Genomic DNA, 21,498 nt, shown 5'->3' on the forward strand with positions numbered 1-21,498 from the left:
AGCAGTTCTCGATGAGCCGTGTGAGTATCGAAACCCATGAGGCGTGGGTCGAGTTCCCGATCTTCGACGCCAAGTCGCGGTCGCTGAAGAAGGCGTTCCTCGGCAAGGCGGGCGGCGCGATCGGGCGCAACAGCTCCGACGTGGTGGTGGTCGAGGCGCTGCGCGACATCAACCTCTCGCTCAAAGAAGGCGACCGGGTGGGCCTGGTCGGCCACAACGGCGCGGGCAAGTCGACGCTGCTGCGCCTGCTGTCGGGCATCTACGAACCCTCACGCGGCAGTGCGCGCATCCGCGGCCGGGTGGCCCCGGTGTTCGACCTCGGCGTCGGCATGGACCCGGAGATCTCCGGCTACGAGAACATCATCATCCGCGGCCTGTTCCTCGGCCAGACACGCAAGCAGATGATGGCCAAGATCGACGAGATCGCCGACTTCACCGAACTGGGCGAATACCTGTCGATGCCGCTGCGCACCTACTCCACCGGCATGCGGGTGCGGCTGGCGATGGGCGTGGTCACCTCGATCGATCCCGAGATCCTGCTGCTCGACGAGGGCATCGGCGCGGTCGACGCGGAATTCATGAAGAAGGCGCGCACGCGGCTGCAGTCGCTGGTCGCGCGTTCGGGCATCCTCGTGTTCGCCAGCCACTCCAACGAATTCCTCGCCCAACTCTGCGATACCGCGATGTGGATCGACCACGGTCAGATCCGCGAACAGGGCGGGATCGAGGACGTTGTGCGAGCGTATGAAGGGCCCGAGGCGGGTAATCACGTGGCACAGGTGCTGCGCGAACTGGAGACCGAGGGCGCCGGCGGCGCGGCGGGCGAGAAGAAGTTGGAGCAGAATCAGGTATGAGCGGTCAACGTGACGAGGCTGCCCCGGCTGCCGTGCCGGGTGGGTTCAGCATGACCGACCGACTAGAGGCGACTCCGGCACCCGTCGAACCCGCCGCTGTGCTGCCCGATGATCTGGAGCCCGCGCAACCCGTTGTACTGGCCGACGACGCGGAGCTGCCGGTCGGCGCGGAACCCGCCGACATCACGACCGACACCGGCCCGACCGCGCGGATCATCGCGGTGGTCGTCACGCACAAGCGCCGCGAGCTGCTCGCCGAATCGCTGAAAGTGCTCGCCTCGCAGTCACGTCCGGTCGACCATCTGATCGTTGTCGACAATGCCAACGAGGACGCGGTGGCCGAGCTGGTCGCGCAGCAGCCGATCGAGGCCACCTACCTGGGCTCACGCCACAACCTCGGCGGCGCGGGCGGTTTCGCGCTCGGCATGCTGCACGCGCTCACCCAGGGTGCGGACTGGGTGTGGCTGGCCGACGACGACGGCCGCCCCGACGGCCCCGAAGTGCTCGCGAAACTGATCGACTGCGCGCGCAGGCACAACCTGGTCGAGGTGTCGCCGGTGGTCTGCGATATCGACGAACCGGATCGTCTCGCGTTCCCGCTGCGCCGTGGCGTGGTGTGGCGGCGGCTGCGTTCGGAGCTCGGTGACGAGGACTTCCTGCCCGGCATCGCGTCGCTGTTCAACGGCGCGCTGATCTCGGCGAAGGCCGTGGATCTGATCGGTGTGCCCGACCTGCGCCTGTTCGTGCGTGGCGACGAGGTGGAGGTGCATCGCCGCCTCGTTCGCTCCGGGCTGCCGTTCGGCACCTGTCTGCAAACCGCCTACCTGCATCCCAACGGCGCCGAGGAGTTCAAGCCGATCCTGGGCGGGCGGATGCACACCCAGTACCCGGACGACCCGGTGAAGCGCTACTTCACCTACCGCAATCGCGGCTACCTGATGTCGCAGCCCGGTATGCGCAAGCTGCTGCCGCAGGAGTGGATCCGCTTCTCCTGGTTCTTCCTGGTGACCCGCCGCGACCCGGCCGGGCTCAAGGAATGGTTCCGGCTGCGCTCTCTGGGCCGCAACGAGCACTTCGGTAAACCTGACTAGCCCCTGAAACTAGGGGGTAGTTCCCTCTGGCAACAATCGGCGGTTCGGTCCTACTATGCGAAACGTGACCTTCGCAAAGAGTTTCGCCTCCGCCGCGGCGACCGTGCTCGCCGGCGCCGCGCTCTGTCTCGCCGCACCCGGCACCGCCCAAGCGGACGACACCTGCCAGCTCGGCTGGTCCAATGTCGGCCCACGCTCCTGCGTGATGAACCAACTTCGGACCGCGCCGGTGGCGACCCTGGGCAACGGCGTCTGCGTCGGCATCCTGAACGTGGCGGGCACCGCGTTCGACGGACCGCTCAATTCCCCCAGCGTGGCCCCCGGCGCCACCCACAGCATCGCGCTGACCCTCTCGCAGGGATTCTCCCCGCTCGGTAACTGGGCGCCCACCTTGCTGGCCTGTGATGTGAACGTCGTCGTCGACTGGAAGAACCTGGACAACGGCGCCACCGGCTCGGTGACCCGCTTCATCCCGGCCGACAAGACCAGCACCTACCCGGTCCAGGACGTGATCGCGAACACCGGCCCCGGTCGGGTCCAGGTCACCGTCCGCACCGACAAGCCCAACCTTCCCCAGACAACCGAGGTCTTCGTTCCCTAATCGACTGTCACACAGTCGACCTCACCAGGGGCGAAAAAATAGGTTGCTCTGCCCCAGAGCGTTGGGGCAGAGTGAGGGAGTCGAACGTTGGAGAGGAGGTGGATGTCCGTGAGTACACACGTGTGGATTGCCGTGGCCGGGCGGCGCGATTGTGCGCCTGCCCAGGTTGCTCCGGACATCACCTCTACTCGCTGAACCCTCGTTCGGGTTCGGCACCCGACGAAGGATTTCTTACAATGGTCGACTACGACCTGCTCGTCCCTTACGGCTGGACCGAAGCCGTAGCTTCTGAATATCTGCCGCTGCTCGGCGATCTCGCGCCTGCCCGCATCGTTCGGATGGACCGCAGCGAATGCGATGTGGTCACCGCGCACGGCCAGGCGCGCGCTTCCTGCCCGCGTGACATCACCGGACTGTGCACCGGCGATTGGGTCGGACTCGATGCCGAAGGCACTGTGCGACAACTGCTCCCACGGCGCTCAGCGATCATGCGATCGTCGGTGTCGGGGCGCTCGGTGGCGCAGGTGCTCGCCACCAATGTGGATACCGTGCTGATCTGTTCTGCCGCCGACGGTGATGTCGACCTGGGGCGGATCGAACGAATGCTGGCATTGGCCTGGGAGAGCAATGCCCAGCCGGTCGTCGTGCTCACCAAAGCCGATGCGGCGGACTATCTTCCGCTCGACGAGGTGCGTGCGGTCGCGCCCGGTGCGACCGTGGTGGCGGTCTCTGCCGCCGTCGCGGTCGGTCTCGATGTGCTCACCGCTGTGCTCAGCGGCACCGTCGCCTTGATCGGGCCGTCCGGTGCGGGCAAATCCACCCTCGCCAACGCACTGCTGGGCGCGGAAGTGTTCGCCACCAACGCGGTTCGCGCGGTGGACGGCAAAGGCCGCCACACCACGGTGCACCGTGAGCTGCGACCACTGCCCGGCGGCGGCACGCTCATCGACACTCCCGGCCTGCGTGGCATCGGCCTCTACGACGCCGCCGAAGGCATCGGCAAGACCTTCAGCGACATCGAATCCCTCGCCGCCGATTGCCGTTTCGCCGACTGCGCCCACGAGACCGAACCCGGCTGCGCGGTCCAGGCCGGACTGGCCGATGGCACCATCACCGAACGCAGGCTGACCAGCTATCGCAAACTCGCCAGAGAGAACGAGTGGATGGCGGCCCGCACCGACAAGCGCCTGGCCGCCGAACGCGAACGAGTCTGGCGCGACATCAGCAAACAGCAGCGGAAGAACTACCGCGAACGCGGCCGCCGCTGAGCCCGAGCAGTCGATCATCAGGCACGCAGTGCCTGATGATCTCGCTAATCCTCTTCGAAGGTGACGTGGGCGCGTTGGGACGCGGTGGCCTCGGCCAGATCGATCAGGTAGTCGATGGTGCCCTGGTCGGAGCCGAAGTGATTGCTGGCGTAGTAGGAGTAATTCACCATGAGTCGGCCGTCGTCCGTGGGCACCGCGAGCGCGGGCCGGTTCTCCGCTCGTGACCAGCTGTGGTCGATCTCCAGCCCGCCACCCACCGAGCGCAACTCGCTCCCGGACAGGGCCAGCGTCCAGCGATTCTCCGGGCCGTGACCGAGGTATTCCTTGACATAGATCGTCCGGAATCGTGCGGTGACCACCCGGCCGTCTGGCAGCAGGATGAACGGGACCTCACCCTCGGCGTACAGGTGGCCAGGCTCGGGATCGTCGTGCAGGTCGAGATGCCACAGGTCGTTGAGTCGTGGTGCGGGCCAACCCTTTTCCGCGGCTTCGGCACGCAGCGACGACCAGTGCCCGGCCTTACGCCGCTCGTAGGCGAAGTCGATGACATGGGAGCCGATGTAGCGCTCCACGGTCGTGAACACATCCGGATCGGCCTGGTTCGGCTCGCTCACCGATACTCCCGCGGCGCTTGCTAGCTCCTGTAAGGCGGAGTGCAGGTCGGCGCCCGCACCGGTGCCGCGCGCCGACTCGGTGATCAGGAATTCCGAGATCCGTAGATCGCCCGCCGACCACTTGCCCGGTTGGAACAACTCGTAGGTCGCGAAACCGAGCGGTGTTTCGTCCTCGACGATCAGCAGTGGCGCCGGCCGCCAGACGGAGTAGTCGTTCTGGGTGAGCCGCCGCGTGCGGCGCACGATGTCGGCTGGACGGTGCACCTCGAAATGCGCGTGCAACTCGGTCAGCAGCCCGGCGGCCGCCTCCGCGTCAGCAGCGGAGGCGGGCCGGACGAAACGGGTCATGGGTCAGCTCGGGTCGATGCCGTACAGCCGCGCCCAGTTCTCCCGGCTTGTGAGTTCCGGTACGGCCCTGCGGTATTCGGCCTGCAGCGCCGGGAGTTCCTTACGGAGCTTGCGCAAGGTGCGGTAGGCGCGAATGAGCAGGGCGCGAGCACGAGCCTTGTCCCGACGACGCACCCGCACGCCGGACTGGGAAGCATCGGTGACCACCACGTGCTCGAACAGGCCGATGTGCCACCAGTGCGCGTCTTCGCGGGTGACGCCGATCAGACCGGGCTGGGTGCGGCCGGTCCACTGGGTGATCGCGCGCTTGATCAGTACCAGGGTGACGCGGCTCGGTTCGCCGCTGGCCCGGCGCACGGAGATGTCGGCGGAGTTCACCGGCGGGGTGGCCGCGGGGTGCTTGATGGTTTCGGGATAGTCGTTGCGACTGCTGCGGGCGGCGGCGAGTGCGTCGATACCGCCGTCGCGCAACGCCTTCGGGCCCTTCATGAAGTCTTCGATGCCCTGCAGGGTGGTGTGCACCAGCCCGTACTGCATGCCGACGAGGTGCTCGGCGATGTAACGGAAGAATTCGCGCGTGATCGCCTTGCCGTCGAGATCGGTGTGCAGCGCGCCGACGATGAGCGAGTTACGGGTGGAGAAGTACCGCGCCCAGTCGTCGTAGTCCTTCCAGTAGAAGTCGGCGTGCCAGACGGCGGCGTTGGGCAGGGTGACGGTGACGAAACCGTGCTCGCGCGCCCGGATGCCGTATTCCACGTCGTCCCACTGGAAGAAGATCGGCACCGGCAGCCCGATCTTGGCGACCACCTCGGCCGGGATCAGGCAGGTCCACCAGGCGTTGTAGCCCGCGTCGACGCGACGCTCCTGGTTCTTCTTGAGCATGGAGGTGTTGCGCAGTGCCTTCGGCACCTTCTGGCCGTGCTTGAGCTCGTGCAGATGCACTTCTTCCGCGCCGACATTGAGGTAGTCGGGGTTGAGCAGGAACAGCATCTGCGCGCCGACCAGGGTCGGTTCGACGGTCAGGTTGGCGAACGCCTGTAGGCGGAGGACGGTCTCGGGCTCGCAGAGGATGTCGTCGTCCATCAGGATGACGTCGGCGTGCTCATTGGCCGCCGACACCTCGTACAGGCCACGGGTGAAGCCGCCCGCGCCGCCGAGGTTGGGCTGGCGGATGTAGCGCAGCTTGTCGCCGAAATCGGGGCGGACCTGCTGGAACAGCGGGCGGTCCTCGACTAGATCGGTGCCCTGGTCGACGACGTACACCGCGTCGATCGCGGCCAGTACGGTCGCATCCGATGCCAGCGCGGCGACGGTGTGCGCGCAGTCCTCGGCCCGGTTGAAGGTGCAGATCGCGATGGCGACCGGGCGGACCTTCTCGGGCGCCTGCGCGGTCCAGGCGAGCTCGGTGATGTCGAGTTCGCCCCCGACGGCATCGAACTCGAGCCACAGCGCGCCACCGTCGACGTACTGATCCAGCGGCGCGGTGAGCGAGACGTATCCGCTGCTGGTGGCCACCAGCGAGGCGATGATGCGGCGGTGCCCGGCGATATCGGAGGCCACCAGGCGCACGTTCGCCTTGTCACCGACAGTCAACTGCGCACCCACCGACACCTCGGTGACGGTGGTCCAGCGCTGCCAGTAACTGGCAGCCAACCGGCCGAAGTAGGTGTTGGTGTGTGCGGTCGCGCCCTTCGGCAGGTGCAGCGAGTGCCGTTCCCGGACCGCGGCACCCCCCTTGACGACCGCGTAGAGGTCATCGCTCACCCGCGCCGACGGCCCGGTGAAGATGCCTCGCGCCAGCACGAGCCGCTCGGGCGCTGAGTGTTCACCCCGCAGCGATGCGGGCGCGGCCTCGCGCCGATCGTTCGATTCGGTCACGGCTTTGGTAGCCGACTGCTCCATGAAGTCCTCGAAATTCTCGGTATCGACTGCGCCGGCGCAGGGAGTCACGTAAAAGTGGGCGTCGCGGCGGGCGGGGCGAGGATATCAATCGCGCGCCGCCCTCGCGTGGTCAGTGAGGTGTAGCCGCACCCCGCGCGTGTTGCTCAGCGCTTGCCGACGGTCCGGTGAAAACGAATTTGCTGTAGGCCCAATAGCGGAATACGACGGCCATCGTCTGGCCGACCACAGTGGCGGAAATGTTGTCCGCCAGCGGTGACGACAGATCGAGCACATATCGGGAAAACCCGAGGCAGCCGAGTTGCAGGAGGATCGCTACCACATTGACGATCGCGTACAAAAGATATTCACGAGCGGGGCTGTCGGACTTGCGGTGCGAGTAGGTCCACCACTTGTTCCCGAAGTAGGTGACCACCGTCGCCACCACGATCGCGATGATCTTGGCGACCAGCGGCGAGTGATACAGCACACCCTCGGAGAGGGAAAAACCCCCACCCCAGAACACCAACAGGTTGTAAGTCCCCGCATCGACGAGAAACCCGATAGCCCCGACAACAAGGAACGCCGCACCCTGCCGCAACCCCGCCACAACCCTGGACACGAAGGGCACAGCAGGCGGTTCAACTGATTGCGACACGCCCTGACGGTAGCCAACCACCACCCCGACCCCTAGGGAGGGTCGGCCACGAAGTGGCCGGTTCGCGGCCGGGTCGCCGGTCAGGCGCCGTTGCGTAGGCGACGAAGGAGCAAGCAACGGTGCCTGACCGGCGGCCCCTCAGGGCCGCGAACACGCGGCGCCCGCGCCGCCGATAATCCTGTAGCCTCCCGGTGTCCCACTGCTGCCTAACTCCGAGGATTGACCCGGGTGGACTCCACCGAGCTTCGCATTGCCGCCGTGGTTCCCTGCCACAATGAAGAGGCCGCGGTCGCCAAGGTCGTCGCCGACCTCAAAGCCGCCGTGCCGGGGATCGTCGTCTACGTCTACGACAATCTGAGCACCGACCGCACCGCCGAATGTGCCCGCGAGGCCGGGGCGATCGTGCGCTACGAGAACACCAAGGGCAAGGGCAATGTGGTGCGCCGCGCCTTCGCCGATATCGATGCCGACGTCTATCTGATGATCGACGGCGACGACACCTACGAGGCGTCGGCCGCTCCGCTGATGATCAAGACGCTGCTCGAGGGCCCCTACGACCACATTCTCGGCGTGCGAAAGCAGGACGCCGCCGATGCCAGCGCCTACCGCAGCGGCCACGAGACCGGCAACAAGGTGCTCAACGGCGTAGTCGGCAAGGTCTTCGGCGAGAACGTCGAAGACATGCTGAGCGGTTTCCGGGTGTTCTCGCGCCGGTTCGTGAAGAGCTTCCCCGCGGTGTCGCGGGAATTCGAGATCGAGACCGAGCTGACCGTGCATTCGCTGCACCTGCGCGTTCCGCAGACCTCGGTGGCGGTCGGTTTCCGTGACCGCCCCGCGGGCAGCGAGTCCAAGCTGCGCACCTACCGCGACGGCACCAAGATCCTCGCGCTGATCCTCGGCCTGGCCCGCCACGAACGCCCGGTGGCGTTCTACGGCCTGTTCGGCACCGTAGCCTGGCTGATCTCGGTCATCCTGACCGTGCCGATCGTGATCGATTACTACAACACCCACCTGGTGGCACGGTTCCCGACGCTGTTCCTGGCCTTCACGCTGCTGCTGCTCGGCAGCCTCGCCTGGACAGCGGGCCTGATCCTCGACGGCATCCGTCGCTCGCGCCATGAGACGGCGCGCCTGGTCTACCTGCGTTATTCGGCCGCCGGGGTGAGCGAGGACGTCGCGGCCGGAGAGCCTCGGTGACCACCTCTACCGAGCCCGAGACGACGGCTGTCGAACCCAGCGAGACCCCCGCGCGTAAGGATCGAGCGTTGGCGCCGGTGCGCGCGCTGACCCAGCGATTCGGCGCCGCCACGGTGGCGTTCGCGATGGTCGCGACCGTGTTCGGCGCCGTGTTCGCTGTGCTCACGCCCGCCTTCTGGGGCCACGACGAGATCACCCAGTTCGGCCGCGCCTACCAGGTCGCGCACGGCGGGGTGTTCCCCCAGCGCATCGTCGACGATCGCGGTGTGGCCTACGGCGGCCAGATTCCGGTCTCCGTCGACGAGCTGATGGGCTACGCGTTCATCGACTACAACGACAACCCCGAAGAGCCCGACGCGATGGTGGCCGACCCTGCCGCCTACGACCGGCTCGGCGCGGCCGAGATCTCCTCGACGACGCGGCAGATGTGGTTCACCAACACCGCCGCCTACTCGCCGGTGCCGTATATGCCTGCGGCCGTTGGCATTCGGCTGGGTGAGGCGCTCGGCCTCAACGTGGGTGGCCTGTATTTGCTGGCACGGTTCGCCGGACTGGTGGCCTATCTGGCGGTGGTCGGATTCGGGCTCTACGCGCTGCGTGAGCGGCGTAGCCAGTGGTTGGTATTCACCGTCGCGGTGCTGCCGATCGCACTGTTCCAGGCGGGCACCGTCACCGCGGACACGCTCACCAACGCACTCGCCATCATGGTGTCGGCGTTGCTGCTGAAAGCGCTTTTCGTCGGTGATCGATTGCACCGAGCCGAAACCGCCGCGTTGCTCGCCGCGACGATCGCGCTGCCGCTGAGTAAACCGACCTACGTGCTGCTGGCGATGCTCGTCGTGGTGGTCCCCGCCGACCGGCTCGGTTTCGCCGGAAAGCTGAAATTCCTGCCGTGGGCATTCGCGGTGACGGGCGGGGTTCTTTTCCTCGCCTGGACGAAGATCGCGGCGCCCACCGGCGACGGCATGGGCTTGATGCGCCCGCCCCATCAGTGGGGTCAGGTGCGACCGGGCGATCAGCTGAAGGGAATCCTCAGCGACCCGGTGCAATTCGTGCATACCTTCGGCGAGAGCATCGCGCTGCGCGATCATCGCTGGTTCAACCAGTTCTTCGGTGAACTCGGTTTCGCGTATGTGGACGCACCGGCTATCTCGATGCTGGCGTGCCTGCTCGCTTTCGCGGTGAGTTTCGGCATCGTCGACCGAATGAGTACTGCCAGCGCCACTTTCCGTCGCACGCTGATCGTGGCGCTGACAGTGTCGGCGAGTGTGGCGATGATCTACGTGACGCTGTACATGTCGTTCACGCCGGTCGATTTCTATATCATCGACGGCGTACAGGGCCGGTATTTCGTGCCGCTGGCGATCATGGCGCTTGCGGTGCTAGCCCGCGTGGTACCGCTGCGGCTCTCGAATGCCGACGGGGTGATTCCGACCCGCGGAACCGCCATCACCGTGGCCTGTGCGTCGACTTTCGCGCTTATCGCTACCGCCGCAACGTATTACACCGTCGTCTGGGGATAATTCCCCAGACGACGGTGGGGGTTTACAGCGTCTTTTCGCCCGCGGCCGCGTAGGCGCGTTCGGTATCGGCCTTTTTCGATCGCCACCAGTTCTCGTTGTCGCGGTACCAGGCGACGGTGTCGGCCAGCCCGGCCCGGAAGTCCGCGTAGCGCGGTGACCAGCCCAGTTCCTCGCGCAGCAGGCTCGCGTCGATGGCGTAGCGCTGGTCGTGGCCTGGACGATCCGTCACATGATCGAAATCGGTGGGCTCACGATCGAAAGCCTGCAGGATGAGCTGGACGACAGTGAGGTTATCGAGTTCGCCCTGCGCCCCGATCAGATATGTCCGACCCGTGCGGCCGCGCTCGAGAATGTCCCAGACCGCGCGGTTGTGGTCCTCGACGTGAATCCAGTCGCGGACCTGATGACCTGCGCCGTAGAGGCGCGGGCGCACCCCGTCGATCAGATTGGTGATCTGGCGGGGGATGAATTTCTCCACATGCTGGTACGGGCCGTAGTTGTTCGAGCAGTTCGACAGGGTGGCGCGGATACCGAAAGACCTGGTCCAGGCGCGTACCAGCATGTCGCTACCCGCCTTGGTGGCCGAATACGGGCTCGACGGGTTGTAGGCGGTGGATTCGGTGAAACCCGGCTCGTCGGGGGTGAGATCGCCGTACACCTCGTCGGTGGAGATGTGGTGGTAGCGCACATCGTGGCGCCGCACGGCTTGCAGCAGCGAGTAGGTGCCGACGATATTGGTCTGCACGAACGGCCACGGCTCGGCCAGGGAGTTGTCGTTGTGGGATTCGGCGGCGAAATGCACGACCGCGTCCACCCCGCTGACCAGATTGTCGACCAGATCGAGGTCGGCGATATCGCCGTGCACGAATTCGATCCGATCCGCTACCGGATCCAGCGACGCCCGGTTGCCCGCGTAAGTGAGCGCGTCGAGCACGGTCACTTGGACATCCGGGCGCGTGGCCACGGTCTGCTGGACGAAATTCGCACCGATGAACCCGGCCCCGCCGGTTACGAGCACTCGCACTCGGACAACGATACGGGCATTCCGAGAGCCCTCGTGACGAAAGGGCCGCCGTTATGCGTTGCTGGAACGTCTCTGACCTGTGACTCGGCCTTTATTTGCACTGTGATCTATGTCATACTACCTGCAGGTAGGTTAAGACCAGGAGTTGGTTTTACTGAGAAAAACCCCGGTCAACGCTCAGGTTTCTATCAGCGCACCGGCATCGGGGTATCAATGGTGAACAAAACTTGAACTAACAGTCACAGCGGGTTCACCTCTGGTTAGCTGCGGGAGCTTTTGATCTACACGTCCCCTCCGCACGCTCCAAACTTGAGGTTCAACAAAAATGCTGATGAGGAAATTCGCCGCCACGTCGGCGCTGCTGATCGCTGCCATGGGCGTCACCGCCGGCACTGTCAACGCTGCGCCGGTCGAAGAGGCCGCCGCAATCAACTACACCGCGGAGTTTGTCAACGACTCCCAGGCCGTCATCACCACCGACGCCGGCTCGATGGTCGTCGAAGATGGCGCCTTCAAGATCAAGGCTGCCAACGGCACCACCGTCGCGGGCCTCCCGCTGTCCTTCAAGATCGACGAGTTCGAGTTCCCGATCGCCGCGCAGATCTCGGGCAACGCCGCCACTCTGACCCCCGAGCTGGACATGGCCAAGGCCGTGTACAAGCCGGTTGCGCTGCCCTACGAGAACCAGGCGCCGTGGAAGACCGAGTACGAGCGTGAGCAGGCTGCCTGGTCGCGTATGACCTCCACCATCTCCATGGGCGCCACCATCGGCACCCTGGTCGGTGGCCTCGGCGGCGCGGCCGTCGGTTGCGCGCTCGGCGCGATCACCCTCGCGGCCCCCTCGGCCATCCTGCTGCCGATCCTGGGCGCGCTGCCCGGTGCGGTCGCGGGGTGCGTCATGGGCGCCACCGCTATCGGCGCTCTCGGCGTTCTGGCTGGCCAGATCTTCGTGACCGCTCCGTTCGCGATCGGTGCCGCGATCCAGTACTTCACCACCATCAGCCAGCCCTTCACCCCCCCGGCCAAGTAATTTCGCCGTAGGACAGAAGGAAAGCGGCCCCGGCCCGGAGAAATCCGAGCGGGGGCCGCTTCTTTGTCTACCGAGGGTGGCTCGGTCGGCCGACCGTGATCAGAACCGCCCGAGCCGTTCTCAGGCCGTGCGGGCCCGCTGGGCCGGTTCCACCGCGCCGCGGACGAACTTCGCCACCCGCCCCAGCGCCGAACGACTCTCCGGCATGCTCGGCAGGATGCTCATGAACGCGTGCACCTGCCCACGCCACAGCTCCAGCGTGTTCGGCACGCCCGCGGCGGTGAGCCGCTGGGCCATCAGTTCACAGTCGTAGCGCAGCAGTTCGTCCTCGGCCGCGATGAGCAGGACCGGCGGCATTCCCGCCAGGTCGGCGTTGACCGGCGACAGCGCTGGATCGAGCGGACCTTCGTGCTCGGCGCCGAGGTGGACAACCGCCTCGAGCCCTTTCAGCGGAAGGTAGGCATCCCGGTTGACATTGACGTACCCCTCTTTGGCCCGGTAATCCAGATCGAGCAGCGGACTGAGGCCGACGAGGGCGGCGGGCAGCGGCAGGCCGATCTCGCGGGAGCGGATCGCGGTGGCGAAGGTCAGGAACCCACCCGCCGAATCACCGGCGAACACGATGCGCGCCGGATCGGCGCCGTGGCGAAGCAGCCAGCGGTATGCGAGCACGCAGTCGTCGATCGCCGCGTCGATCGAGCCGGGCAGCTGCCGGTATTCGACATTGAGTACGGGCAGTCCGGTGCGCCTGGCCAGTCCAGCCGCGATCGCGCGATGCGTCTGCAACCCGCAGACCGCGAATCCGCCGCCGTGCATGTACAGCACCGCGCCGTGGCGCAGCGCGCGCGAGCCGCCCGCGGGCCGCACCATCTCCATCTTGAAATCGCTGAGCTGGATCTGCTCGCGTTCGATGCCGTGGGGTTCGGGCCGCAACCGCGACAACAGGTCGACCGCGACGGCGCCGACCGGAATGGTGGCCCGGTTGATCGGCACGGTGCGCAGCAGCGGTCCGATCAGGCCGAGGCAGGCGCCCATCAGGACCCGCGAGGAGGTGCTGATCCGGCCGGAGTTGACGATGATGCCCGGCTCCGGCCTACTCGTGGTGCCGATCGGGGCCACGGGCGCGAGCCCACCCATCACGCCGGTGATCTTCGTGGTTACCATCGCGCACCTACCTCACAGCTGGCGCGTCGACCCCTGATCAAGGCGTAACCCCCCGGATCGGATGTCGGCGCTGACATCTAACACAGTGATGTTTCACACATCGGAGCTCACATAATCAGATGAGCGCCATGTCTGTCTCAGTTATCGCCCGACACACCCGGCCATCAAACGTTCGTGACCAATTCGACGACGTGTCGGAACCTCCCCGTCTCCGGGGAGGAGGGAACTGGCAGACTTGCCACCTATGCGCGGAATCATCTTGGCGGGCGGCACCGGCTCACGGTTGCACCCGATCACGCGCGGGGTGAGCAAGCAGCTCGTCCCGGTCTACGACAAACCCATGGTCTACTACCCGCTGTCCACCCTCATGCTGGCAGGGATCGACGACATTCTGGTGATCACCACGCCGGAGGACGCCGACGCGTTTTCCCGATTACTGGGCGACGGTAGTCAGTTCGGCGTCGCGATCAGCTATGTGGTGCAGCCCGAACCCGACGGCCTCGCACGGGCCTTCGTACTCGGGGCCGACCACATCGGCACCGAACCCGCGGCGCTGGTCCTCGGCGACAACATCTTCCACGGACCCGGTCTCGGCGCCAGCCTGGAACGCTTCCACGACATCGACGGCGGCGCGGTGTTCGCCTACTGGGTGAAGGATCCCACCGCCTACGGCGTGGTGGAGTTCGATCACGGCCGCGCGGTCTCCATCGAGGAGAAGCCGAAGGTCCCGCGCTCGAACTACGCCATCCCCGGCCTCTACTTCTACGACAACGACGTGGTCGAGATCGCCCGCGAGCTACGCCCGTCGGCGCGCGGGGAGTACGAGATCACCGACATCAACCGCGCCTACCTCGAGCAGAACCGGCTCAGCGTCGACGTGCTGGCGCGCGGCACCGCCTGGCTCGACACCGGCACCTTCGACTCCCTGCTCGATGCCGCCAATTACGTGCGCACCATCGAGGAACGTCAGGGCCTCAAGATCGGCGTGCCGGAAGAAGTGGCGTGGCGGCGCGGCCTGATCTCCGACGAACAGCTGTGCAAGCTCGCCGAACCGATGGTTCGCTCGGGCTACGGCCGCTACCTGCTGGATCTGATCGACCGCGGAAAAGACTGGTAACGCATGGAGTTTCGTGAACTGGCGATCCCCGGTGCCTGGGTGGTGACCCCGCGTCTGCTCGGCGACGACCGCGGCATGTTCTGTGAGTCGTTCAAGGCCTCGGAGTTCGAGAAGGCCACCGGGCGCCCGTTCGAACTGCACCAGGTGAACACCTCCGTCTCGGCGGCCGGCGTGCTGCGCGGGATCCATTACACCGACGATCCCCCGGGTCAGGCCAAGTATGTGACCTGCGTACGCGGTGCGTTCCTGGACGTGGTGGTCGACCTGCGACCCGGCTCGCCGACCTACGGCCGGTGGGACAGTGTGTTGCTCGATGACGTGTCGCGCCGCTCGGTGTTCCTGTCCGAGGGCCTCGGCCATGCCATCCTCTCGCTGGAGAACCGCTCGACGGTGACCTACCTCTGCTCGCTCGAGTACTCCCCCGAATTCGACAGGGACATGGACGCTTTCGATCCGCGCCTCGCTATCGCCTGGCCGACCGAGGGCCGCGACGGCCGCCCGCTGACCTACGTTCGCTCGGCGAAAGACGAAGCAGCGCCGAAGTTTTCCGACTGATTCACGTGAAACGCTGAACGGCACCACCCGCGCGAGGGTGGTGCCGTTCAGCGTTATCCGATCAGGCGACCGGTTCGAGAACCTTCGCCTCGACGACCGGTGCGTCCTGGGCGGGCTTGCGGAACCTGGGCAGGAACACCGTCAGTGCGACCAGCGCGCCGACGATGGTGACGCCCGCCGCGAACTCGAGGCCCGGCCGGTAGGTGTCGAGCATCTGTTGCGGAGTGGCACTCGTTCCGTGCCCGCCGGAGGTGACGATGGCGGTGGTCACCGCGAGCACGATGGCCGCGCCGACCTGCATGGAGGTCTGCAGCACGCCTGCCGCGAGACCCTGTTCGTCGTCGTCGATACCGCTGGTGGCCTGCACATTGATCGCCGGGAAACCGACCCAGCCGATGCCGATCAACAGGATCGCGGGCAGCAGCACGGTGAAGTAGCCGGGTGCCGTGTCGATCCGCAGGAACAGCAGGTAGCCGATCGCCATCACGCTCATGGTGACCGCGATGACCGGCCCGGTGCCGAAACGGTCGATCAGCTTCTCGGAGAAGAACGCCGACCCGACGACCAGGATGCCCACCGGCAGCAGGGCCATCGCCAGCTTCAGCGCCGACCATTCCAGGGTGTCCTGCATGTACAGGGTCACGATGAACTGCCAGGAGAAGTACGAACCGGCGACCGCGATGATGGCCAGGCTGGCTCGCACGAGCGAGGCCTTGCGCAGGATGCCGAGGCGAACCAGCGGGTGCTTCACGCGCTGCTCGGTGACGACGAACGCGGCGAACAGGGCGATCACGGCGAGGAACGAACCGATGGTGCGGCCCGAGGCCCATCCGACTTCCGGCGCGGTGACCACGGTGTAGACCAGCAACAACATGCCCGCCGTCGACAGGAGCGCACCGAGTAGATCGTGTCCGCCCTCTTCGGCCTTACCGTCCTTGGGCACTAGCGCGAACGCGGCGATCAGCGCGGCGACGGCGATCGGGACGGGCAGCAGGAAGGTCCAGCGCCAGCCGACGCCGGTCATCAGGCCACCGAACAGCAGACCCATGGAGTAGCCGCCCGCACCGAAGACGGTGTAGATCGACAGCGCCTTGTTGCGCGCTTTTCCTTCGGCGAAGGTGGTGGTGATGATCGACAGACCGGTCGGCGCGGTGAACGCGGCGGCCAGGCCCTTGACGAAACGGGTGGCGATCAGCAGAGCGGGGTCGCTCACCAGGCCGCCGACCAGTGATGCGACGGCGAACACCGCGAGTGCGATGAGGAAGACCTTGCGGCGTCCGAGCAGGTCGGCGGTGCGTCCGCCCAGCAGCAGCAGGCCGCCGTAGCCGAGGATGTAGCCGCTGACGAGCCATTGCAGGGTGGAGGTGGACAGATCGAGTTCGGCGCCGATGGACGGCAGCGCGACGCCGATCATCGAGACGTCGAGCCCGTCGAGGAAGAGAACGATGCACAGAGTGATCAGCATGCCCCAGAGCCGGAGGGGCCACCTGGTGGGATCGGTCGCCTGATCTGCGGCCGAAAGCGTTGCTGGCGAAGTCATGCGGAGGACATTACATGCGTGTGCATTAATTTCCAACACATAAAATGCCGTTGCATGAACAGGCACGCACCACTAAGATGGGGCCATGAACCCGGCCGCAACGTCAGCTCGGCGCACTGAAGCGCCCACCGAGCTGGTCGGTCAGTGGCGCGAACTACTCGGCAGGCATGCCGCCGTGAGTTGCGCCCTGGAGAAGGCGCTCCAAAGGGACCACGAGATCGGCCTCAGCGAATTCGAAACGCTGGACCGACTGGTCGACGCGGCGTGTCAGAAGTACCGCATGACGGAACTGGCCCAGGACATCTACCTGAGCCAGAGCGCGCTGTCGCGCGCGGTGGCCAGACTGGAACGCGACGGACTGGTCGAGCGGAGCATGTGCGATCTCGACCGTCGCGCCATCTTCGTCCAACTCACCGACAAGGGCAGGGCGGTCTACGACCGCGCCCTGCCCACCCACCGTTCGGTGCTCGCCGGTTCGTGGGACAGCCCTACAGCGTGCCCGTAGCCGCCACGGTGATGTCGGTGAACGCCCGCCGGTAGCGGTCGCATTCGGCCGGTTTGTCCAGATAGCTGCTGCCCGCGAAGGTTTCCACGTAGACCACCGGCGGCTCCGGTCGATCCACCGAATCGTCGACCCCGAAATCCAGGATCACGAACCGGCCGGATTCGAGACCGGCGTGATAGCCAGAATCGCCGGGAACCACCTGGATGCCCACCGTGTCGCGCTCGGCCAGCTCCCGCAATCGCGCGAGCTGGCCCGCGCGCACGCGCTCGTCACCGATGAAGCGGGTGAGCACCGACTCGGCCAGCACCACGTCCAGCCGCAACGGGGCATCGGCCCTGGTGACCAGGGCCTGCCTGGCGGCGAGCACCCGCAGCCTGCGCTCGAGCTCTGCCTCGGTCAGGTCCGGAATCGTCTGCTCGAACAGCGCTTTCGCGTAGTCCTGGGTCTGCAGCAGTGCCGGGATCAGGCCGTCCTCGTAGAGTGCCAGCCCCGACGCGGCTTCCTCGAGGCCGATGTAGACCTCGAAGCCCTCCGCGATCACATCGCCGTAGCTCGTCCACCAACCCCGTGCCTTGGTTTCGCGAGCCAGGGCGGCCAGTGGTTCGACCAGATCGGCCGGCGCGCCGTACACCTTGCACATGGCCTCGACGTCGAGGCTGCGCAACGACGTCTGCCCCGTTTCGATCCGCCAGATCTTCGCTTCCGACCACTCCAGTTGCGCCGCCGCGGTTCTCGTTGTCATCCGCGCACGATTGCGCAGGTCACGTAAGTGCCTGCCCAACTGCCTGCGCGGCATCGTGGAACCCGTGACGCCCTGTGGTGAAGCCATACTTCCCCCCTGTATCCGAACTCCGGTCTCCGGACAGAACTTTCGGAGACCGCCCTACGCGGCCGACATATCGTCGGATCTGCGTACGGATTGTTTCACAATGAATCGGACACTGCGCAAGACCTACTTTTTCTTGCGGAACCGCCAGAACTGCACTGCTCGAACATCTTCGGAGAGCTGGTTCACCGGCTCGGCGACATCGGACAGGGCCTGGAACAGGCCATCGGCCAGTTCGCTGATGTGCTCGACGCGGCCTGCCAGCCGGGCCGCGTTGTCGGCGAATTCGAGCATCAGGCGCACCGAGGCCGCGATGGTGAGCCCCAGCGGCACGGCGACGAGCGCGGCGAGCACCCCCAGCAGCGCCGAGGCCCTCCACATCAGCACCGTGAGCGCGATCGGCACGCCGATGCCGAAGGAAACGACGCCGAGAACGTAGGCGAGCGGCAGCAATGTCCTGGTCGCGGGCCTGCGGAACTGCACGTCGAGCAGGGAACGGCCCGCTTCGGCAGCCCACTGTTTGGCCGAACCGGTAGTGCGGAAGGGCTCTTCGAACCCCGCGTCGCGTGCCAGGTCTGCCTCATACGTACCCTCGGCGGGACGAGCCGGACGCTTTCCGTCGCTCTCTTTCCAAGAGAGCCAACGCGATTCGGCTTCGAACTCCTCGGCATCCTCGTCGTTCGACTCGGGGGTGCCAGGCGCTTCGGTCATAGTCCGAATCCTGCCCGCTTTCGGCCCCTACGCCAACCCGGGCGGCGCCATACCTGCGATAGCGAAGGTTACCGAACTGAGACGAAGCAGACACTCTCGAATATTTTTCGGTAACGGCGTAACAAGTGGACTACCCCGCGCCGATACGCCCATGAACGCAGGAACAGAGCTCTTCGGGGAATGGAGAACACACAGTGCGCACGACGTTTCCGACCACCACTACGGCCGCCGACAAAGGTGCCGCCGCGCAGGAGTACACCGCGCGTGGATGGACGGTCGCTGAAACCACCAATGGTCTGTGCTTGATCACCGATGACGAGGTCTCGGCCATCGAGATCACCGGTGAGATCGCGGGCGATGTCCGCCGCTTCCTGCGCGCCAACAACCTGTCCGGCCCCGTGATCGAGATCCCGGGCCAGGAGCGTCGTGAGATCCACCTGGTCACCGGAGTCCGCAAGGCCGCCATGGCGATCGAGGCCATGCGTGAGGCCGGCGTCATCGTGCACACCGACGGTGCGAGCATCCCGCTGCCGCCGACCCAGCTGGCCGCTGGCAGCGCCTCCTGGAGTGTCGCTCCCACCGAGGCTCGCTGGATCCCGCCGGTCGTCGCCCTCGGTGCGGCCGTGCGCTCGGCGATGGCGCGCAAGCAGTCCGGCACCAAGCAGACAGGCAAGCGCACCGCGCTGACTCTGGCCAGCTGACCTGAACCAGCCCGAACCCGCGATCCGCGACGCCTCCCCGACGTCGCAGCTCGCGGGTTTTCGGCGTTTCCGGCCATCGCCCACCCCGGTGGGCGTAAGCATGAGATATGGCTTCTCGTTCGCTGTCTTCTCGGACCGCTCTGCGTACCTGTCCGCTGTGTGAGGCCGTCTGCGGTCTCACGCTCACTCTCGACGACGCCGACCGGGTGTTGTCGGTACGCGGTGATCGCGACGACCCGTTCAGCAAGGGCTTCCTGTGCCCCAAGGGCGCCAGCTTCGGCCAACTCGACAACGATCCCGACCTGGTCACCACCCCGCTGATCCGCGACGGTGACGGATTCCGCGCCGCGGGCTGGGACGAGGCGTTCGACCTGATCGCGGCCGCCTTTGCCGAGATCCCCCGCGGCTCGTCCGCCATGTACCTGGGCAATCCCAACGCGCACACCGTCGCGGGCGCCCTCTATCTGCCCGCGCTCATCCGCGCGTTGAGCACCCGCCACGTCTACACCGCGAGTTCGGCCGATCAGATGCCGAAACAGGTCGCGGCCGGGCTCATGTTCGGCGACCCGCTCAAGGTCCCGGTCCCCGATCTCGACCGCACCGATTTCCTGCTGATGCTCGGCGCCAACCCGCTCGAGTCCAACGGGTCACTGTGCACCGCGCCCGATTTTCCCGGCCGGCTCAAGGCGTTGCGGGCTCGCGGGGGCAAGCTGGTCGTGGTCGATCCGCGCGAGACCAGAACCGCCGCGCTCGCCGACCAGCACCTGTTCATCCGGCCGGGCGCCGATGCCTATCTGCTGTTCGGGGTGGTGCACACGCTGTTCGAGGAAGGTCTCACGGACGTGCGCGTCGACGTCGCCGGGCTCGACGAACTGCGCGCTGCCGCGCTCGAGTTCCCGCCCGAAGCGGTGGCCGAGCGCACCGGCATCTCCGCCGACACGATCCGCGTACTGACCCGCGAACTCGCCGCCGCGCCCACGTCAGCTGTGTACGCGCGGATCGGCACCTGCACCGCGGAGTTCGGCACGCTCACCCAGTGGCTGGTCGACGCCGTCAACACCCTCACCGGCAACCTCGACTCCCCCGGCGGCGCCATGTTCGCCGACGCGGCGGCGGGCGGAGTGCAGCGATCCAAGCCGTTCCGGCTGGGCCGCTGGACCAGCCGCGTTCGCGAGCTGCCGGAGTCGATGGGCGAACTGCCCGTCGCCACACTGGCCGACGAGATCGAAACCCCGGGCGAGGGGCAGATCAAGGCGCTGGTGACGGTCGCGGGCAACCCCGTGCTCTCCGCGCCGAGCGGTGCGCGACTGGACAAGGGTCTGGCCGGGCTGGAGTTCATGGTCAGCGTCGATCGCTACGTCAACGAAACCACCAGACACGCGAATGTGATCCTGCCGCCGCCACGCTCGGTGCAGTCGCCGCACTTCGATTTCGCGCTGCTGCAGTTCGCGGTGCGCAACTACGCGCGCTACTCACCGCCGGTGGTTCCCCTGGGCGACAGGCCGTCGGAATCGGCGGTGGTGGCCCGCCTCGCGGCCGCGGTGAGCGGTCAGCCCCATACCGGAACGGGAGCGGCGAGCCCGATCGCGATGATCGACGAACTCGTCATCGCGGGCACGCTGCACAAGGCCGACATGAACGAACGCCGCGAGGAGCTGACCGGCGCGAACACCACCGAGCAGCGCCTCGATCTGATGCTCAAGCTCGGCCCGTACGGTGCCTGGAACGGTGGTGAACTGAGCCTGAAAACCCTGCTCGACAACCCGCACGGCATCGACCTCGGCCCGCTGCGGCCGCGGCTGCCCGGCATCCTGCGCACCGCGTCGAAGAGGGTCGAGCTGGCCCCGCCACAACTGCTGGCGGACGTGACGCGCCTGCGGGCCGGACTGGCGAGCACCGCGCCCGCGATGGTGCTGATCGGACGACGCCAGCTGCGCTCCAACAACAGCTGGATGCACAACATCTCGGGCCTGGTCGGCGGCTCCAACCGCTGCACGCTGCAGGTACACCCCGACGACGCGACCCGTCTCGGTCTCGGCGAACAGGCCGAGATCACCTCGGCGGCCGGCTCGTTGACGGTGCAAGTGGAGCTGACGCCGACGATCATGCCCGGCGTGGTGAGCCTGCCGCACGGCTGGGGCCACGGCGCGAGCACCACCCAGTCGGTCGCGCTGGCGCACGCCGGGGTGAATGCCAATGTGCTGACCGATGATTCGGTGGTCGATGCGGTTTCCGGCACCGCTGTGTTCAACGGAGTGCCGGTGACGGTAGGTCCGGCCTGATCGGTCCCGGC

Annotated in this window: 20 protein-coding genes; 12 read left to right on the plus strand and 8 right to left on the minus strand. The window is 66.5% G+C overall.

From position 1 onward, the window contains the following. Window positions 1–11 precede the first annotated feature (11 nt). From wzt to rsgA, 4 genes are all read left to right on the plus strand, one after another. Window positions 12–854 carry a galactan export ABC transporter ATP-binding subunit Wzt/RfbE gene (gene wzt / locus ASD42_RS28390; RefSeq protein WP_056822194.1) on the plus strand — a complete coding sequence of 281 codons (843 nt, stop codon included), beginning with the start codon at window positions 12–14 and terminating at the stop codon, window positions 852–854. Continuing rightward, on the plus strand, window positions 851–1,945 hold the full coding sequence (glfT1, locus tag ASD42_RS28395; RefSeq protein WP_235569866.1) for a galactofuranosyltransferase GlfT1: 1,095 nt from the start codon (window positions 851–853) through the stop codon (window positions 1,943–1,945). Before wzt ends, glfT1 begins: the two co-directional genes overlap by 4 nt. A 64-nt stretch (window positions 1,946–2,009) precedes the next feature. Then, a complete protein-coding gene (locus ASD42_RS28400; RefSeq protein WP_228536807.1) occupies window positions 2,010–2,546 on the plus strand; it encodes a hypothetical protein in 537 nt (178 codons plus the stop codon). A gap of 236 nt (window positions 2,547–2,782) precedes the next feature. Next, a complete protein-coding gene (rsgA, locus tag ASD42_RS28405; protein WP_056822197.1) occupies window positions 2,783–3,814 on the plus strand; it encodes a ribosome small subunit-dependent GTPase A in 1,032 nt (343 codons plus the stop codon). A 44-nt stretch (window positions 3,815–3,858) separates the two neighbouring features. On the opposite strand, the gene ASD42_RS28410 is transcribed toward rsgA, so the two are convergent. The 3 genes from ASD42_RS28410 to ASD42_RS28420 all read right to left on the minus strand — a co-directional run bounded on the left by ASD42_RS28410 (window position 3,859) and on the right by ASD42_RS28420 (window position 7,336). Further along, window positions 3,859–4,776, minus strand: a complete 918-nt coding sequence (locus ASD42_RS28410; RefSeq protein WP_056822200.1) for a hypothetical protein — start codon at window positions 4,774–4,776, stop codon at window positions 3,859–3,861. Between the two features lie 3 nt (window positions 4,777–4,779). Next, the gene (locus ASD42_RS28415) at window positions 4,780–6,678 is read right to left on the minus strand and encodes a glycosyltransferase (RefSeq protein WP_056822203.1); all 1,899 of its coding nucleotides are present in this window, start codon (window positions 6,676–6,678) and stop codon (window positions 4,780–4,782) included. A gap of 109 nt (window positions 6,679–6,787) precedes the next feature. After that, window positions 6,788–7,336 (minus strand): GtrA family protein, encoded by a 549-nt coding sequence (locus ASD42_RS28420; RefSeq protein ID WP_235569867.1) that lies wholly within the window; start codon window positions 7,334–7,336, stop codon window positions 6,788–6,790. Between the two features lie 204 nt (window positions 7,337–7,540). Between ASD42_RS28420 and ASD42_RS28425 the strand changes: the two genes are divergently transcribed. Both ASD42_RS28425 and ASD42_RS28430 read left to right on the plus strand, forming a co-directional pair. Next, window positions 7,541–8,509: a glycosyltransferase family 2 protein gene (locus ASD42_RS28425; RefSeq protein ID WP_056822206.1), complete on the plus strand. Its 969-nt coding sequence runs from the start codon at window positions 7,541–7,543 to the stop codon at window positions 8,507–8,509. Further along, window positions 8,506–10,032: a DUF2142 domain-containing protein gene (locus tag ASD42_RS28430; RefSeq protein ID WP_056822207.1), complete on the plus strand. Its 1,527-nt coding sequence runs from the start codon at window positions 8,506–8,508 to the stop codon at window positions 10,030–10,032. Before ASD42_RS28425 ends, ASD42_RS28430 begins: the two co-directional genes overlap by 4 nt. Before the next feature lie 22 nt (window positions 10,033–10,054). On the opposite strand, the gene rfbB is transcribed toward ASD42_RS28430, so the two are convergent. Further along, a complete protein-coding gene (gene rfbB / locus ASD42_RS28435) occupies window positions 10,055–11,056 on the minus strand; it encodes a dTDP-glucose 4,6-dehydratase (RefSeq protein WP_056822210.1) in 1,002 nt (333 codons plus the stop codon). Between the two features lie 325 nt (window positions 11,057–11,381). Here rfbB and ASD42_RS28440 point away from each other — a divergent pair, with 325 nt between their 5' ends. Further along, window positions 11,382–12,086: a hypothetical protein gene (locus ASD42_RS28440; RefSeq protein ID WP_056822212.1), complete on the plus strand. Its 705-nt coding sequence runs from the start codon at window positions 11,382–11,384 to the stop codon at window positions 12,084–12,086. Between the two features lie 120 nt (window positions 12,087–12,206). Here the strand turns inward: ASD42_RS28440 and ASD42_RS28445 are convergent, their stop codons facing one another. Next, the gene (locus ASD42_RS28445) at window positions 12,207–13,250 is read right to left on the minus strand and encodes an alpha/beta hydrolase (RefSeq protein WP_084504584.1); all 1,044 of its coding nucleotides are present in this window, start codon (window positions 13,248–13,250) and stop codon (window positions 12,207–12,209) included. A gap of 244 nt (window positions 13,251–13,494) precedes the next feature. On the opposite strand from ASD42_RS28445, the gene rfbA reads away from it, so the two are divergent. Next, entirely contained in the window at window positions 13,495–14,367 is an 873-nt protein-coding gene (gene rfbA / locus ASD42_RS28450; protein WP_056822215.1) for a glucose-1-phosphate thymidylyltransferase RfbA, read from the plus strand. A gap of 3 nt (window positions 14,368–14,370) precedes the next feature. Continuing rightward, window positions 14,371–14,922, plus strand: a complete 552-nt coding sequence (locus tag ASD42_RS28455; RefSeq protein WP_056822216.1) for a dTDP-4-dehydrorhamnose 3,5-epimerase family protein — start codon at window positions 14,371–14,373, stop codon at window positions 14,920–14,922. 61 nt (window positions 14,923–14,983) lie between these two features. Here the strand turns inward: ASD42_RS28455 and ASD42_RS28460 are convergent, their stop codons facing one another. After that, complete coding sequence (locus tag ASD42_RS28460) at window positions 14,984–16,462, minus strand: MFS transporter (protein ID WP_056822219.1); 1,479 nt, start codon at window positions 16,460–16,462, stop codon at window positions 14,984–14,986. A gap of 85 nt (window positions 16,463–16,547) precedes the next feature. Here ASD42_RS28460 and ASD42_RS28465 point away from each other — a divergent pair, with 85 nt between their 5' ends. Further along, window positions 16,548–16,967 (plus strand): MarR family transcriptional regulator, encoded by a 420-nt coding sequence (locus ASD42_RS28465; RefSeq protein ID WP_056822221.1) that lies wholly within the window; start codon window positions 16,548–16,550, stop codon window positions 16,965–16,967. On the opposite strand, the gene ASD42_RS28470 is transcribed toward ASD42_RS28465, so the two are convergent. Both ASD42_RS28470 and ASD42_RS28475 read right to left on the minus strand, forming a co-directional pair. Further along, window positions 16,951–17,796, minus strand: coding sequence for a helix-turn-helix domain-containing protein (locus ASD42_RS28470; RefSeq protein ID WP_056822223.1), 846 nt, complete (start codon window positions 17,794–17,796; stop codon window positions 16,951–16,953). The genes ASD42_RS28465 and ASD42_RS28470 overlap by 17 nt on opposite strands. 123 nt (window positions 17,797–17,919) lie before the next feature. Further along, a complete protein-coding gene (locus ASD42_RS28475) occupies window positions 17,920–18,504 on the minus strand; it encodes a DUF4282 domain-containing protein (protein WP_056822226.1) in 585 nt (194 codons plus the stop codon). A 194-nt stretch (window positions 18,505–18,698) separates the two neighbouring features. On the opposite strand from ASD42_RS28475, the gene ASD42_RS28480 reads away from it, so the two are divergent. After that, the gene (locus ASD42_RS28480; protein ID WP_056822229.1) at window positions 18,699–19,205 is read left to right on the plus strand and encodes a hypothetical protein; all 507 of its coding nucleotides are present in this window, start codon (window positions 18,699–18,701) and stop codon (window positions 19,203–19,205) included. Window positions 19,206–19,312: 107 nt separating this feature from the next. Continuing rightward, window positions 19,313–21,487 (plus strand): molybdopterin oxidoreductase family protein, encoded by a 2,175-nt coding sequence (locus tag ASD42_RS28485; RefSeq protein ID WP_056822232.1) that lies wholly within the window; start codon window positions 19,313–19,315, stop codon window positions 21,485–21,487. Window positions 21,488–21,498 lie beyond the last annotated feature (11 nt).

The sequence above is a fragment of the Nocardia sp. Root136 genome, assembly GCF_001427185.1.
GTDB classification, from domain to species: Bacteria; Actinomycetota; Actinomycetes; order Mycobacteriales; family Mycobacteriaceae; genus Nocardia; species Nocardia salmonicida.